The organism is Vibrio viridaestus, from assembly GCF_003856525.1.
Classification (GTDB): domain Bacteria; phylum Pseudomonadota; class Gammaproteobacteria; order Enterobacterales; family Vibrionaceae; genus Vibrio; species Vibrio viridaestus.
The window spans coordinates 531816-548010 of record NZ_RJVQ01000001.1; the positions used below are offsets into that span (position 1 = coordinate 531816).

12 protein-coding genes are annotated in these 16195 nt (G+C 41.7%); 5 read left to right on the plus strand and 7 right to left on the minus strand.

Annotated elements, in window-relative coordinates; genetic code table 11:
- Window positions 1-7: 7 nt before the first annotated feature.
- Window positions 8-1171, minus strand: a complete 1164-nt coding sequence (locus tag EES38_RS02485; protein WP_243694134.1) for a tetratricopeptide repeat protein — start codon at window positions 1169-1171, stop codon at window positions 8-10.
- Between the two features lie 258 nt (window positions 1172-1429).
- Between EES38_RS02485 and glgX the strand changes: the two genes are divergently transcribed.
- From glgX to EES38_RS02500, 3 genes are all read left to right on the plus strand, one after another.
- Window positions 1430-3403, plus strand: coding sequence for a glycogen debranching protein GlgX (glgX, locus tag EES38_RS02490; RefSeq protein ID WP_124935577.1), 1974 nt, complete (start codon window positions 1430-1432; stop codon window positions 3401-3403).
- A 109-nt stretch (window positions 3404-3512) separates the two neighbouring features.
- Complete coding sequence (locus tag EES38_RS02495) at window positions 3513-5342, plus strand: ABC transporter ATP-binding protein (protein ID WP_124935578.1); 1830 nt, start codon at window positions 3513-3515, stop codon at window positions 5340-5342.
- Between the two features lie 76 nt (window positions 5343-5418).
- Window positions 5419-6120: a DUF445 domain-containing protein gene (locus EES38_RS02500; protein ID WP_124935579.1), complete on the plus strand. Its 702-nt coding sequence runs from the start codon at window positions 5419-5421 to the stop codon at window positions 6118-6120.
- A 47-nt stretch (window positions 6121-6167) separates the two neighbouring features.
- Here the strand turns inward: EES38_RS02500 and EES38_RS02505 are convergent, their stop codons facing one another.
- From EES38_RS02505 to EES38_RS02525, 5 genes are all read right to left on the minus strand, one after another.
- Window positions 6168-6923 carry a hypothetical protein gene (locus EES38_RS02505; RefSeq protein WP_124935580.1) on the minus strand — a complete coding sequence of 252 codons (756 nt, stop codon included), beginning with the start codon at window positions 6921-6923 and terminating at the stop codon, window positions 6168-6170.
- A gap of 35 nt (window positions 6924-6958) precedes the next feature.
- The gene (locus tag EES38_RS02510) at window positions 6959-7693 is read right to left on the minus strand and encodes an IclR family transcriptional regulator (protein WP_124935581.1); all 735 of its coding nucleotides are present in this window, start codon (window positions 7691-7693) and stop codon (window positions 6959-6961) included.
- A gap of 194 nt (window positions 7694-7887) precedes the next feature.
- Window positions 7888-9774, minus strand: coding sequence for a methyl-accepting chemotaxis protein (locus EES38_RS02515; RefSeq protein ID WP_124935582.1), 1887 nt, complete (start codon window positions 9772-9774; stop codon window positions 7888-7890).
- A gap of 116 nt (window positions 9775-9890) precedes the next feature.
- Complete coding sequence (locus tag EES38_RS02520; protein WP_124935583.1) at window positions 9891-11165, minus strand: HD-GYP domain-containing protein; 1275 nt, start codon at window positions 11163-11165, stop codon at window positions 9891-9893.
- A gap of 91 nt (window positions 11166-11256) precedes the next feature.
- Entirely contained in the window at window positions 11257-12642 is a 1386-nt protein-coding gene (locus tag EES38_RS02525) for an SLC13 family permease (protein ID WP_124935584.1), read from the minus strand.
- 234 nt (window positions 12643-12876) lie between these two features.
- On the opposite strand from EES38_RS02525, the gene EES38_RS02530 reads away from it, so the two are divergent.
- Window positions 12877-13833 carry an AEC family transporter gene (locus EES38_RS02530; RefSeq protein WP_124935585.1) on the plus strand — a complete coding sequence of 319 codons (957 nt, stop codon included), beginning with the start codon at window positions 12877-12879 and terminating at the stop codon, window positions 13831-13833.
- A gap of 12 nt (window positions 13834-13845) precedes the next feature.
- Here the strand turns inward: EES38_RS02530 and EES38_RS02535 are convergent, their stop codons facing one another.
- Window positions 13846-15390 carry a cryptochrome/photolyase family protein gene (locus EES38_RS02535; protein WP_208020386.1) on the minus strand — a complete coding sequence of 515 codons (1545 nt, stop codon included), beginning with the start codon at window positions 15388-15390 and terminating at the stop codon, window positions 13846-13848.
- A gap of 124 nt (window positions 15391-15514) precedes the next feature.
- Here EES38_RS02535 and acuR point away from each other — a divergent pair, with 124 nt between their 5' ends.
- Window positions 15515-16195 (plus strand): acrylate utilization transcriptional regulator AcuR, encoded by a 681-nt coding sequence (gene acuR, locus EES38_RS02540; protein ID WP_208020387.1) that lies wholly within the window; start codon window positions 15515-15517, stop codon window positions 16193-16195.

Sequence of the window (16195 nt, forward strand, 5' to 3'; positions counted from 1 at the left end):
CCACTGCTCACTGAGCAGTGGTATCTCCTTTTGGAGTTGAGGTCTCAACAGAATCATCTTCTCTACTCTTCATCTCTTGTGAAAAGTCCATATTCTGCATAGTCATTTCATCTAACAGTTCGTTGCTGTTGTCATAAACAACTTCATCTTCAAGAAACTCAGTTGTCGTAGGAATTGGCACATCACGCTTGTAAAGCTTATTAAAGGCACGAATGATAATATGTCGACCGATCGTACCTGACTGGATTTTCTTCATTAATGGCTTAGCAAAGCGCTGAAGCATAACAATCGAATCCACACCCACTTTATTACCGACTTCATCCCTCAATGTTTTTGCTGGCTCATAGCCAAAGTGGGCAGCCAAAAACAGCCAAATGTACGCAATAGAATTACCTTCCTGGCCAAAGTCAATCCACGCCTTGCCTGAGAAATACATCGCTTCTGGATATCCCAGTTCAGCCGCACTTTCCAGCCAATAGCAGGCTCGACGATGATCTTTAACAACACCAACACCTTTTAGATAATTGAGTCCGAGCTTCATCATCGCCTCAAGATTTTCAAGTTTTGCTGCCTTGGTATACCAGTATGTGGAATCCTCAGGCTTAGGTGTTGGATTGTCCTTCGATATGCACCAATCACCTAAGTAAATCTGAGCAGGTATAAAGTTTGCCAATGCAGACTTTTCAATAATGTTTATTCCTTTATCAACATTGGCTGAGACACCTAACCCTTGAATCAGCGCCCGACCAGTTTCGAATAAAGCAACATTATCTCCCTCTAACCCTTTGATATACGTTTGCCAAAACTTGGATTTCTCCATCATGATAATATCGCCTTCAAAACGCTTGCTTAGACGAACTACACCATACATACCCGTGATGTTATCTAGATTTGCTGCTTTCTCATACCAATAGAATGATTCTCTCCAGTCCCGCCTCTCGGCTTCTTTAGCCATATAAAGAATGGTTGGTATGTGTCCTTCTTCCGCCTTTTTGAGTCGGTCTTGCCTTTCTAACTCGAGGTTTCGCTCCACCGCAACACGATATTTTTCCTGCTTACGATGCCGATCAGACTCTATTTTTTTCTGTTTCAACGCTATTACCGCCATCCAAATCACCAGCCCGATGAGTAGAACACCAGCAATACCAATGAAAATACCAAGAATATTCATTAATTAGGCTCTAAATTTCATTGATTATCATTTGCAAGCATAACATGGAATACACATTTCCAAGTTAAAAAGACTATCTACAGTATATATCTCAATTATATCGGTCACCTATGAGAGAACTTTATTCTGTAGCAGTTCATCATAATACAAATAAAAGTGGCTTTTTTTCGATTAATACTTGACCACCTAAACACAAAGTTTTTTACTAAGCTAAGCGCAAGTCAGTTTTTAATCAGAATGTTAAGGCCTAAGCCAATCATGATAAAAAATAAAGCTCAGCCATATCCTCTAGGCGCCACTCTAACAGACAGCGGTTGCTATTTTTCAATCTACTCTCCCGCTTTAAAAGAATCCGAAATCCAACTAGCGTTGTTTTATGATGAGTCACGATATGAAACCATCGAATTTCAAGGTTCCTATGCTGGTATAAAGTCTACGTTTGTTGAAGGAATTAAAGCGGGACAGAAATATGGGTATCTGGTAAAAACAAAAAGTAATCAATGGCAGCTGATTTCCGACCCCTACGCTAAAGCGATCGATAGCGAACTTCATTATGTTCCGCCATATACTCCAGAGATTAGCTTTGACATGCCCAAATGTCTGGTTTGCTCAGGTGAATTTGACTGGCAGGGCGTAAAAGCGCCAGTAATACCTCGCGAAGAGATGGTCATATTTGAAACGCATGTAAAAGGCGTGACAAAAAAACATCCCAAAGTGAATTCAAGAGTTCAGGGGAAGTATCTAGGGCTCGTGAGTGACGAAATGCTGGCCTTTTATCAGGAGAACCATATAAAAACTCTCCAACTCTTACCGATCGCAGCTTGCATGCATGAGCCTCACTTATTGAAAAACGACATGGTGAATTACTGGGGCTATAACCCCTATCTGTTTATGGCTCCCGATCCACGCTACGCTATCAATGATGCTGTGTCCGAATTGAAAACGACAGTACGCGAATTACACCGCAATGGTATCGAAGTGATTCTTGATGTTGTCTACAACCATACGGCAGAAGCAGGTGATGATGGTCCAATATTCAACCTGCGAGGACTTGACCAACACTACTATCTAAAATCAGGCGATTACTACGCAAACTTTACAGGGTGCGGAAATACCCTCGATTTGTCCTATCAGCCAACGCTTAATTTAGTAATGGATACGCTCCGTCACTGGGTTTCTGAGTATAATATTGATGGCTTTAGGTTTGATTTGGCCGCAACACTAGGCCGGCAAGGTGAAGATTTTTCAAAAATTTCCGGGTTTTTTATGGCGGTAGCTCAGGATCCTATTCTTAAGGATGTAAAGTTGATTGCTGAACCCTGGGATATCGGACCCAATGGATACCAAGTGGGTCATTTCCCATTCGGCTGGAATGAAACAAATGATAAGTTAAGAGACATTAGCCGCAGCTTTTGGCGCGGAGACGACGGTTTCCTCCAAGAGTTTGCAACGCGTCTTATGGGTTCCAGAGATATTTACAGTGCGTCAAAGTGGCCCTTCAAACTTACCGTCAACTATATTACCTATCACGATGGTTTTACCCTCCAAGACTTAGTCTCATACAAACATAAGCACAACGAGGAGAATGGTGAACAGAATCGGGACGGGCATGGTGATAATCGCTCGGATAATTACGGCTGTGAAGGCCCTACAAAAGATCGCTCCATCATCAAGATACGGGAAAAACAGAAACGAAATTTCATGGCGACATTGCTTTTTTCTTTCGGAATTCCTCATATTTTAACCGCCGATATGTTGTCACATTCACAGAAAGGCAATAACAACGCCTACTGTCAAGACAATGACATCAGTTGGCTGGACTGGCAGTTGAATATGCCAGCTCAACATTTCCAGAAGTGGCTAGCGAAAATGCTCAAGGCAAGACATGATATCATGGTCCCTTTTATAGACGCGTTTAGTGGTGATAGTCGTAACTCAAACAGAGTTTTCTGGCGTAAAGTCGATGGCGGAGAAATGGGATATGATGACTGGAATAAGCATATCTGTGTCGCTTTACAACTTGGTATCAATAAGTCTGGCCCACAAATTATCTATTTATTAAATCCTACGCAGGCAACAGCTCGGTTTATTCTGCCGTCGCTGCCTCGAGACCAAAAATGGCAAGTCATTTGTGATTCCACTCGTGATGAAGTACTTCAGCTCAATGCGGAAAAAGAGTACCTGCTCTCACACATTTCGATGGCGATTCTCTACTTTAATCCTAAAGCCTAATATCGCATCCTGAGTGCGTATTTGTTACGATATAACACAGTTCTCCTATACCTTACCGTCCCCCCACTTCTCGGGGGACGGTTTTCTATTTGTCGTTTTAAGGGTAAACATGTTTAAAAAGTTTGAAGAGCTTACACAAGCTTTTCCAGGGACGGAACCTCAACAACCACCAGCGTCTCTTTGGGCTTTTTGTCGCCATTATACTAAAGGGTTTATGGTTCCTTTAGTTGCAATAGGAATTTTAAGTACCATTATAGCCGTAGTTGAAGTGACGCTATTCAGCTTTATGGGAAAACTCGTCGACTGGTTATCCAGCAGCGACCCACAAACTTTCTTTGCTGATAATCAGTGGACGCTAATTAGTCTGTCGATTCTGATTTTGGTCGTTATGCCATTAGTTATTGGGATTCACTCGCTGTTGGTACATCAAACAATGCTCGGCAACTATCCAATGTCGATTCGTTGGTTAGCACACCGATATCTTTTAAAACAGAGTCTGTCTTTCTATCAAGACGAATTTGCAGGCAGAATCGCGACAAAAGTCATGCAAACAGCCCTGGCGATTCGAGAAACTGTAATGAAGATGGTTGATGTTTTCGTCTTCGTGAGTGTGTATTTTGTAGCAATACTTTTCATTCTTGCAGATTCAGACTGGCGCCTTATGATGCCAATGTTAGTGTGGTTAATCGCTTACATAGCTATTCAGCTGTATTATGTGCCTAAACTAAAGGATATTTCTTCAATTCAGGCTGATGCCCGTTCAACAATGACAGGACGTTTTGTTGATAGCTATACCAATATTCAAACCGTTAAGCTCTTTTCTCACCATCAGCGCGAAACCAGCTATGTAAAACAGAGTATGGAAGGGTTTCTTTCCACTGTTCATAACCAAATGCGTCTGGTCACCGGCTTTAACTTATGTGTAGAGATCGCGAACTACCTATTACTATTTACGATCGCTGGTATGTCCATTTATCTATGGACCTTGTCTTCAATAACGATAGGCTCAATCGCAATAGCTATCTCGCTGGCCCTGCGTATTAACGGTATGTCTAAGTGGATCATGTGGGAAGTGGGCACTCTATTTGAAAACATGGGTACTGTCGTCGACGGAATGCATTCTCTTTCGCAACCGGTCCAAATTGAAGATCACAGCGACAGTAAAAACTTAGTTGTACAAAAAGGCGCGATTGATTTCGATAATATAAGTTTCGATTATGGAGAAAACATCAGCGTTATTCGTAACTTGTCTTTACATATTCGTTCTGGTGAAAAGGTGGGAGTAGTCGGTCGTTCAGGGGCAGGTAAATCGACGCTCGTTAATCTTCTACTGCGTTTTCATGAGTTAAATGGTGGAGAAATTCGCATCGATGGTCAGCCTATAACGGATGTTACCCAAGATTCTTTGCGTAAAGTGATAGGTGTCGTCACTCAAGATACCTCACTACTCCACCGATCAATTAAAGAAAACATTCTTTATGGGAATCCTGATGCATCTGATGAGGCCCTTTATGCGGCGACAAAACAAGCCCATGCAGATGAGTTTATTTCAACGCTCACCGATCCTCATGGAAACAAAGGCTACGACGCACAAGTTGGGGAAAGAGGTGTTAAGCTTTCTGGCGGTCAACGACAACGTATTGCTATTTCTCGTGTATTACTCAAAAATGCTCCGATCTTAATACTTGATGAAGCAACTTCCGCTCTTGACTCCGAAGTCGAATCAGCCATTCAGGAAAGTCTCTATCAACTTATGGAAGGCAAAACTGTCATCGCGATTGCACACCGATTATCAACCATTGCGAAAATGGATCGACTTATCGTTCTCGATCAAGGCAAGATTGTTGAAGAAGGATCTCATGAGCAGTTACTCGCAAAAGGGGGAATCTATGCTCACTTATGGGCGCACCAGACAGGTGGCTATATTGCAGCTGATTAACAATCAATATTGAGTATTCTGAATCAAAGATTTTTTGTAAACTCTCCAATTAACAACTGTTTATTAATAAATGACTATGAACAAAAGTATTATTACCAACACACTTTCTATTTTGCTGATAGCAATAGGTTACCAAACCAATCAAAACGTCATCTTAAGTGCTGGTTTGTTTGCGTTTTCGGGTGCAATTACTAACTGGCTGGCCATTCATATGCTATTTGAACGAGTCCCTGGTCTGTATGGTTCAGGCGTCATTCCAAATCGTTTTGAAGAGTTTAAAGCCGCAATCAAATCCCTAATGATGAAAGAGTTCTTTACCGAAGGAAACATCCAGAAATTCATGAACCAGGAGCTTGGTAATACTAAGTCTCTTGATCTCGCCCCAATTGTCGCAAGAGTCGATTTCAATCCAACGTTTGACTCACTAGTCGATGTCATTTCTGCGTCCTCTTTCGGTGGAATGCTTGCTATGTTTGGCGGTGCTGAAGCACTTCAGCCCCTAAAAGAGCCTTTTGTCAAGAAGATGGAAGAATCGATAGTAGAAATGAGTCAGAGCGAGGAAATTAAAAATGCGATTAAAGAACAGTTTAGCAGTGATTCCGTGATTGATGAGGCTCAGCAAAATATAGAAGCCATAATCGATCAAAGATTAAATGAATTGACGCCAAAATTGGTTAAGGAAATTGTTGCCTCAATGATTAAGCAACATCTTGGATGGCTAGTCGTCTGGGGCGGTGTCTTTGGCGGTATCATCGGTATTATTGCGTCTTATCTATAATCGACTTCAACTAGTACAAAGCCCTCTTAATAAGAGGGCTTTGTATATTAGGCGTGTTGCAACTGACGATGCGATACGTCTTTCAAGCCATCATAAATAGCCTTAGTCTTTCTAGAATAGAGTGAGCGATCACTATCTCCAGTCAGTAGAATCATCCTAACTTTGTCTGTTGCCGTACAACGCTCGATTAACTCTTTAACTTCTTTATCCAAAGCCTTTTCTTCGAGCAAACCAACCCCTTTGGACAAAGACGATAAGTCGAAAGTCAAAATAATTTGCTCATGCGTATTGATGAATTCATCCACACCATCGAGAGGGATAAGAGGCGAAACTTCTCGCATATCTGTGGATGGAACAGTCGGCAACTTCTCATGATCGAGCTTACCAAGACTCAACACATCGATTTCTGGAAAACACTTCTGCAAAGAACCAAGAATATCCTGCTGTTTGTTTTGGTCACGAAGATTCAACCAGTTATATCGACCAACGTGAAGAATGCCTGTTTTGGCCGCTCCAACAGCAACGGTTGGATAAATATCGATGATAAGATCGAGAGAATTAGCAACAATCACAGGGGTGAGCTGATAACCAAGGCTACGCTTTAACGTTGTAAGCAACTCAGGGTTAATCTGGTTTTTGGAAACAAAATGCCCTCTGGACACATCTTTGTTTTCCAGCCAGTTAAAAAGGTTATCCAAACTCTGTTCAAATAATTCAAATTTAGCCTGCGACATGGGAAATGCCCACTTACACGCAGTCATAAATATAAATGGATACTGATAGTAACCCTGCAATCGAGACATCGCCCGACGCCTGAAAAAGTTGAACATTCCTGTTTTCACCTCTCTAAAGATAATGCTCTCGCTGCCTGTAACACATAGAGAATCATTTTGGATTTATTGGATTTCATACGATGAGCGGGAGACATAAGAGAAACCGCACCCATTAATTTATTTCCTTTCATTACGGGTGCACTGATGCTTGAGACACCAGGATCAATCTCGGAATTACTAAAAGCGTACCCTCGATCGCGAATTTTATTCACTTCTTCTGTCCAATAATCTAAGTGGTCATGTTCATTAAAGTGCTTCAATATCTTTTCACACCGTTTTTCAGGCAAATAAGCCAGCATTACTTTTGAGGAGGCACCCCGAAGCAATGGTTGACTTTGCCCCTGGACGTAGCTGCAACGGAGTGCCTGCAAACTGTCTTTCTGACTGACACAAAGCGCTCTGTAACCTACAGGAACCATATAAGCGGCCATTTCCCCTGTTTGTTTTTGCAAGCGACTAAGTACCAAGTCTATCGCATCTAAATTATGCGCACTGGTTTGGTAACTTCTCATCAAAAGTAGAGCGGCTGCGCCAACAACAAGTGTCTTATCATAAGGACTTTCTTCAACTAAGTTCCACTCTTTCAATAGTTTTAAATGCCGGTATAAACTACTTAAAGGCATGTTTAGTTGTTCACTTAATACTTTGGCTGTAACGGGCTCGTCGTTAACAGCAACCTGCATTAAAAGCTGGAATGTCTTTTCGTTAACATGATGAGACACTAAAGCGCTGTCGTTCATTATGTGTTTTATCCTTGTTTAATATATGCATCAACTATAATTCCTATTTAGTGGGAAAATACAGAAATTTAAGATGAAAGATTCTTACTCAGTGAGAATTAAAACCATATCTTAAGAAAATCTCTAATTTCACATAAAACAAAGGCAGTGCCATGCACTGCCTCTTGAGATAACGTTAAAGACAAGGATGAAAACTAGCTTAATTTGAACGTCGCAACTTTCTCACTCAGTGAATGAGCTGAGTTTCTAAGATCGTTCGATTGCTGCAGGCTTTCATCAGAACCGACAGCCAATTGCTCTGTTACATCTCGTATTGATGTGATATTTAGCGTTATTTCTTCAGTAACGTGTGTTTGCTCTTCTGCAGCGGTCGCAATTTGAGTCGCCATATCGCTGATCAAAGAAACGGCACTACTGATTTCATTGAGAGCAAAAGCGGCTTTATCTGCATCTTCAACCGAGCTGCCAGCTAACTTTGAGCTGTTATCCATAATACTGACGGCACGTTGGGTAATTTCCTGAAGTTTGTCCGTTGTCGTTTTTATCTCTTCCGTCGAAGTATGAGTTCGCTGGGATAACACGCGCACTTCATCAGCTACAACAGCAAAACCTCGTCCTTGTTCCCCAGCACGAGCTGCTTCTATCGCTGCGTTGAGAGCGAGAAGGTTTGTTTGTTCTGCTATCCCCTGAATGGTCGCCAGTACAGAAGAAATTTCCTGAGCATGATGATCAAGTTCCGAGACAACTACCCCGGCTTGCTGTAATTCTTGCGCTAAACGGTCGATTGACGCCTTCGTATCCATAACTCTGTTACGACCATCTTCGGTTGTTTGCGCCGAGCCCTGAGCTGCACTTGCCGTTTGCTCTGCGTGCGATGCAATCTCTTGAGTTGCAGAAGACATTTCAGTTACTGCAGTCGCAACCATGGATACTTCTTGTTGCTGCACCCCTAATTCTCGAGCAGAAGCATTTGAGCGCTCCGCACTGAGCTTAGACTGACTGGTTAAATCTTCCGCCTGACTACGAATATCTAACATAAGCTGTTGGAGCTTATCAACAAAGGTATTAAAACCTAGCGCCAATTTACCAACTTCATCATGCGCCTCAACGGGAATACGTTGGGTTAGATCACCACTACCAGAAGCAATCTCCTCTAGAGCGTCTGCTACATGACGAAGTGGTCTGAAAAGCACATTACACAAAAGATTAAACACCGCGATACAGACCAAAATAAGCACGCCAGTCACTACAAACTGACTGTACAACGTCGTATATAAAGGACTAACTAATGACGAATAGTTTAAAAGAATGACAGTAATAAGAGAGGTACCCTTAATTGGCCTTGCAAATAACTCGTATTCTTCCCCATTGAGCTGGATTCTAATCTCAGAGCTTTGCTTTGCCGCATTCTCGATATCTTTAAAGGACAGTCCTAAAGCACTCACACTTTGATTAAGTAGCTTAGAATCTGCATGAGTAAATACATTACCCTTTTGATTGGCAATAAACATAAATCCAGACCCAGGTAATATGACCTGATTCATGGTATTGATGATATCAGTTATTTCAACATCTGCGCCAAGCACAAGATTTTTACCAGAAAAATCGACAGCTTTACCCAATGATACGACATTCTTTCCTGTCGCCGCGGCTACCGTCGGGTTATCCATAAATACTCTAGATTTATCGGCCATGGCATTGATGTACCATCCCCACTTTCTTGGATCATTATTATCGGGAGGTAATGTTACACCATTGGCATTTTTCTGCGCTCCATCGGGATATGCAAGGAAGACGTTATCAAAGCCGCCGGAATCTCGGATTTGCTTTAAATGCGTTACAATCGCGTCTTCTTTTGACTCACTTTGTAATGATGTAAGAGCAGACTGCTTTGCCTTAAGCCAGTCAATAACGTATTGATTGTATGATGCTGCTGAGCCCTGAATACGTTGTTGTACCGAATGATCGAGTTGTTGGAGAGAAGCACGAAATGCAATTAACTCAACGATAATTGTCCCTATAACAATGGCCAAGCTAGCCAAAATGGCGAGTTTGTTCTTCAGTGACATGTTTTTTAACATGAGATTTATCCATTTTAATATGTTTTTGATACTTAAAAGGTATTACTGAAAAGCAGCAATACTGATTATTCCACATCGGCATAAACACATAATTCTTTAAGAATAAATAGCTTGTCTTACTGACTTACGGGACACATATCACATTCTGAGGTTGAAATGCTGTATGCCTCTTCAGCATTTTCTTCTAGTATCTTAAATACAGTGGGATCGAGTTTACCTTTTTCAACCTCCATCCTTAGCGTGGTTAACGCAGATTTTAAATCCATTTGTTCACGATAGGGACGCTGCTGCGTTAGGGCTTGAAACATATCGGCGATGGCCATAATCCGGCTTGGCGTATCAAGTTCACTTGCGGTTAAACCTCTTGGATAGCCTGAGCCATCAAGCCTCTCGTGATGATTCCCTGCCCACTGAGAAATGATCGAATGTTCAAAAATGCCATTCATAAAATAGAATGAATCCACTACGTGTCGCTGAATACAAAGATATTCACTTGATGTTAATGATCCTCGTTTATGTAATATGGCATCGGGAGTGTGCAACTTCCCTAAATCATGGGTTAAACCCGCTAAATAAAGCGCCTTTTGTAGCTCTAGGGAAGCGCCAAGTTTATCCGATAGAAACACGGCTAACTCCGCGACCTTAACCGAATGGAGGTAAGTAAACTCACTCTTGGCATCCACAATACTGGCAAGAAATTGGGCTATAGAAACAACATCATTAAGTGAAAATGACGAAGAATTGATACCACAATCTGGGAGCTGTCTGGAAAATAATTCGATATGCTCAGAGCTAAGTGAAAACCAAACATAGTCCGCTCGCAATATCGGTTCGACTTCATCGACAAATTCAGGCTTAAACAGGCTGCCACGGTACTTCGAAATTTCGTTAATTATCTTTTGCCTGGATAACTTTTCAAGGTTCCCAAACTCGTCATGCTCAAATACAGTTCGAAGATAATCAATTCGATCACACAAGAATATTAGAGCGGCTAACCGTTTTTCCGCATCGGGAAGTGATAATTTTTCCAGTTCATTCCATGGTGTATGGTGATAACGAATGGGGCTAGCGAAGGACGATAATGGTGAGCATTGAGTCAGCAACTTATAGGCTCTGACGCAGTGCTGTTCCACATCATTTGGAGCCATACTTTCTAACAGCCTATGAAGGTTACGTTTCTCCTTAACCCCGCAGTCATGGATAAGCCCCATGTAAAAGGCAAACTGACATTCGAACTCATCCCACTGAAGTTTTTTCGCTAAATGATAAGCGATAAATCCTACTCTATGCCCATGATTTTCGTCATCTACACCAATACAATCAAGCGCATTGGCGATAATAAAAAAAGTCCGATTTAGGTCAATGCTAATATCTAAATTACGCACTTCCATATATGCACCCAGATTAACAATTCTACTAAAAATTTAGTTCATAAATAGAATTGATCCAATCTGGATGCACGCAATAGAGACTAAGGTCTAATTACCAAAACAACATCGAAATGACAGAGAGTAATACCACACATAAGACGTTTAAAACCATCCCTACTCGCATCATTTCTGACTGCCGAATATGCCCGGTACCAAAGACGATAGCATTCGGTGGTGTTGCTACAGGTAGCATGAACGCACAAGATGCGGCAACAGCGATTAGCACCGAAAGAATAACAGGACTAACACCAAATGCTTCTGCCACTGTTGCAAAAACCGGAATCAACAGTGCAGCACTGGCGGTATTACTGGCAAACTCAGTTAAAAACACGACGAAAAGTGCAACTGAAACGATGATGACAAAGATCCCTTGAGAGGAGACAAGCTCACTCAGATGGTTGGCTATAAACACACTGGTTCCGGTCTGTTTAAGGACATTACTTAAACAAATACCACCACCAAATAGTAGTAACACACCCCAGTCAGCGGTTTTTTCGATGTCTTTCCAGTGAACGACTCGGGCAAAACTTACCATGATAATGGCACCCAGCGCGATCAGAGTATCAAATGATTTAAAGCCACCGAGCATTGAATTGATTGGCTTACTGAAGATCCATAAGAAAACGACCAGACAGAATATCGCCAGAGTCACCACTTTACCTTTGTCCCAGTTTACTGGCTCATGATTCAGTTCAAATTTACCACTCAAGTTTGGCTTCAGCATAAAGTACAGAGTGATAATTGCGATAGGTAACAGAATGACAGCAACAGGCAAGCCAAATTTCATCCATTCTGTAAATGTCAAACCTACTTCTGCAGCCGCAATCGCGTTTGGTGGACTACCGACAACAGTCGCAATACCGCCAATACTCGCGCTATAAGCAATACCAAGTAAGACGAAAACATACGTTTTATGTTCTTTTTCTGCATCCACGTTTGCTAACACCCCCAAAACAAGAGGCATCATCATGGCAGCCGTAGCAGTATTACTTATCCACATGGAGATAATGCCAGTCACGCCAAAAAGCATAAATACGGCAGTACTCATTTTTCCCTTTGCTAGGATAAGCACCTTATCGGCAATCACTTTATCCAGTCCCTGCTGATGCATAGCCGCCGCTAAAGCAAAACCGCCCAGAAATAGATAAATAATTGGGTTAGAAAAGTTACTTAAGGCTTCTGTGGTATTAAAGACACCAAAGAAAATCGCTAATATTGGTACAAGAATCGCTGTAATCGTAACGTGCAGTGCTTCGGTCAACCAAAGTACAGCAACAAATGCCAGAATACTCAATCCTAAAACAACATTCTGTTCATACGGTAAAGTCTTGTAGAGTATGGCAAATAAGATAATATCGGCGATGACGATGAGACTATTTCGATTGAAAAACCACTCTCGCGTGTTAGTGGGTAAAGGGACACTATCATTTCTATTCATTGTTAATTATTCCTTTATATGCCTGAAGGCTATGAGCTGACTTTATTTTTATACTCAATTAATGACATATTTGGCTAATGGATTCTGTTAACCTTATCAAACCTAGAGCATATCTAACGTATGCATCAAAGTCTCGCACGTCATTGATGAGTAACAACTTCTCCTTTTAAATCGGCAATTTTTTAACAGGATATGCCAGAAAAAACAAGATATAACAAATAAGTAAGGATACAAATGGAGACATTTCTACAACAATTTATTTTTTCCACTCAAGTGACTGGACCGATATGCCTTATGCTCTTTTTGGGCATGCTATTTAAACGAATCAGATTAATTGATGACCACTTTATTGAAGTCGCATCACGATTGGTTTTTAAAGTAACACTTCCCGCATTACTTTTTCTGAGCATCATCGGCTCAGACCATAATTTTTTGAAAGGCAGTGAACTGGTTCTGTTCGGCATTGCAGCTAATGTTGTCTTTTTCATAGTGGCTTGGGTAGTACTTAAATTTATTCAACCAAATAATCCTGACCTTGATGTAATTGTTCAGGGTGCCTACCGAGGAAATACGGCGATCGTCGGTTTAGCCTATGTAGCCAATTTGTACGGTAATGAAGGTATTGCTCACGCGGCTCTATTTGTAGCTGGTCAAACTCTACTGTTCAATATTCAGGCCGTGATTCTTCTCAGCCCTAAAACTGAAGGCGTGGGCTTAAAAGCGTTAGGTACAGTATTTAAATCCATTACCAAAAACCCTTTGATTATCGCCATCATCGCTGGAGTTATATTCTCGCAGTTACCTATTTCGCTTCCATCTATTGCGATGAACGCAGGTCAGTATTTTGCTCATATGACTCTCCCTCTCGCGTTAATTTGTGCGGGTGGATCGTTGGATCTAAGAGCATTTGGCAATGATAAGACATCCGTATGGCTTTCGACTGTCATGAAGCTTATCGCCTGCCCAATCTTTATCACTATGGCGGCCTATCTCTACGGTTTTCGTAACGAAGAACTGGCGATCATTCTTCTTACGAGCACAACACCAGCCGCTGCCGCAAGCTATGTCATGGCACGTGGAATGGGAAGAAACCACGTCATGGCGGCGAATATCATCGTTGTGACGACAATCCTGTCATTGTTCACCACTACCGTCGGTGTGTTTTTACTGACTAAGTATCAGCTTATCTAACACCCTGAATGATCAGTTGCCGAGAATATGTTTCTCGGCCTGATTCAGAATATTTTGCTTTTCCCCATCATCCCGTTTATCCCAATTGCCAAAAAGCATGCCTACACGCGGATTGGTACTGAGCCTCTCACGATGCTTAACCATAAAATGCCAATATAGGCTATTAAAAGGACACGCGTCTTCACCAACGGTTTCTTTGACTTTGTATTTGCAACCCTGACAATAGTCACTCATTTTATTGATGTAATTCCCGCTGGCCGCATATGGCTTAGTTGCCAGTAATCCTCCATCGGCAAAGAGAGCCATGCCTCTGGTATTAGGCTTTTCTACCCAATCTAACGCATCAACATACACACCAAGATACCACTCATCCACTTCATCAGGATTACGCTCAGAAATAAGGCAGTAATTACCAATGACCATTAATCGCTGAATATGATGCGCGTAGCTGTATTCCAACGACTGAGTGATTGAATGGTGCAAACAATTCATTGACGTCTCACCTGACCAGAAAAAGTCCGGCAACGAATGCTTGGCTTGGAGTGTATTGCTCTCAATATAATGAGGCATATTGATCCAATACACCCCTCTAACAAACTCCCGCCACCCAATAATTTGGCGGGTAAAACCTTCGATCTGAGCCAAATCGATTTCGGCTACCGCTTTCTGCTCACGATAAAACTCGATAGCTCGGCGTACGACGTAAAGTGGATGAAGTATCTTGGCATTTATCGCAAACGAAAGCCGAGAATGGTAAAGGCTCCATTGATGCTCTGAGCATTCTGTCATCGCATCTTGAAAATGACCAAAAAAAGGCAAGTTGTAATAACAAAAATGATCGAGTAATTCTCGTGCCTGGCTACGATTAGTCGGCCAAAGTAATGGATTATGCACCTTGCCCATTGTTGTAATGTTGTGCTTTTTTAATCGAGATACGATATCTGTAACATCATTTTCAAAACAAAGAGGTTGAGGTATCTGCTGAAGATCTTGCTTTTTTAACTTTTTCCGATTCGCCTGATCGTAGTTCCACTTTCCACCTTCAGGCTCACTTCCATCCATTAGCAAGGCAAATTTGGCTCGCATTTTACGATAGAAAAACTCCATTTTCTGGTGCTTATTCGCTTTAAAATAGCGGGGTATTTCATCATAAGACAACAGGAAATGCTCCGTATCTACCATCTGCACACCGCATTCTAAAACCATATTTTGTAGTTGTTTTAAAAGACGATACTCATCCGGTCTCTGGTATGAAAATTGGCTCACCCCATACTGAGAGATCAAATGCCGAATTAAGTCCGGCAAAGAACCAAAATCTGAGGTTTGTTCGAGCGTAAGGTAGAGTACTTGATGGCCAGCTTTCTTGAGAGCCTCGGCAAACTGCTGCATGGCTGAGAAAAACGCGCAGATTTTCTGTACATGATGAATGGTGTAATCTGTTTCCTGATGCAACTCAGCTATGACGTACAAAACGCTATTATCACGACTTTTAAACCAAGAGTGTGATGCATTGAGTTGATCGCCTAGGATTAATCGAAGAGTATGAGTTTGAGGCACAAAAATTCCCAACTAAATTCACGTAACTGTGCTCAGTTTAGCCGAAAACTGATATAAATGTAGATGGACAGGACAATATCCCAAACTGACTTGGACATCGACTTAACTGATTAGCGCAGTTAAAATGAACCAAAATATATTAACAGAGTCGTTCCCTTTCATTATGTCACAAGAACTAAAGTCAAATACGTTAAAGCGCAGACGAGGCCGCCCGCCGAAGATAGAAAGGGACTTTTCTGACACGCGTAAAGAGATTTTGAAAAGTGGTGTTGAGATTATCACCGAAAATGGTTTCATGTCTTCCGGTATCGACACCATCGTAAAACGTGTGGGCGTACCGAAAGGATCTTTTTATCATTATTTTAAGAGTAAGGAAGAGTTTGGCTGTGAAGTCATCGCTGAATATGGACGGTATTTTGCAAAAAAACTAGACCGACACCTGAGCAATAAAGAACAACCATCGTTAAACAGAATGGATAGTTTTGTTCAGGACGCGAAACAAGGCATGCTCAAATTTAACTTTCGCCGTGGATGCTTGGTTGGCAATATGATGCAGGAATCTCCACAGTTGTCGGATGCCTGTAATGCCCAGCTACGTCACGTATTAGACTCATGGAAGGACAAAATTCGCCAATGTCTGATTGAGGCTTCTCAAACTAATCAGTGCAAAAATGATATCGATACTGACCTATACGCCAATCTATTTTGGAGCGGATGGGAAGGCGCAGTAATGAGAGCAAAATTGTTTGAATCCACTGCGCCACTCGATGATTTTTGGGCGTTTTATCGAGATGCTATCCAATAA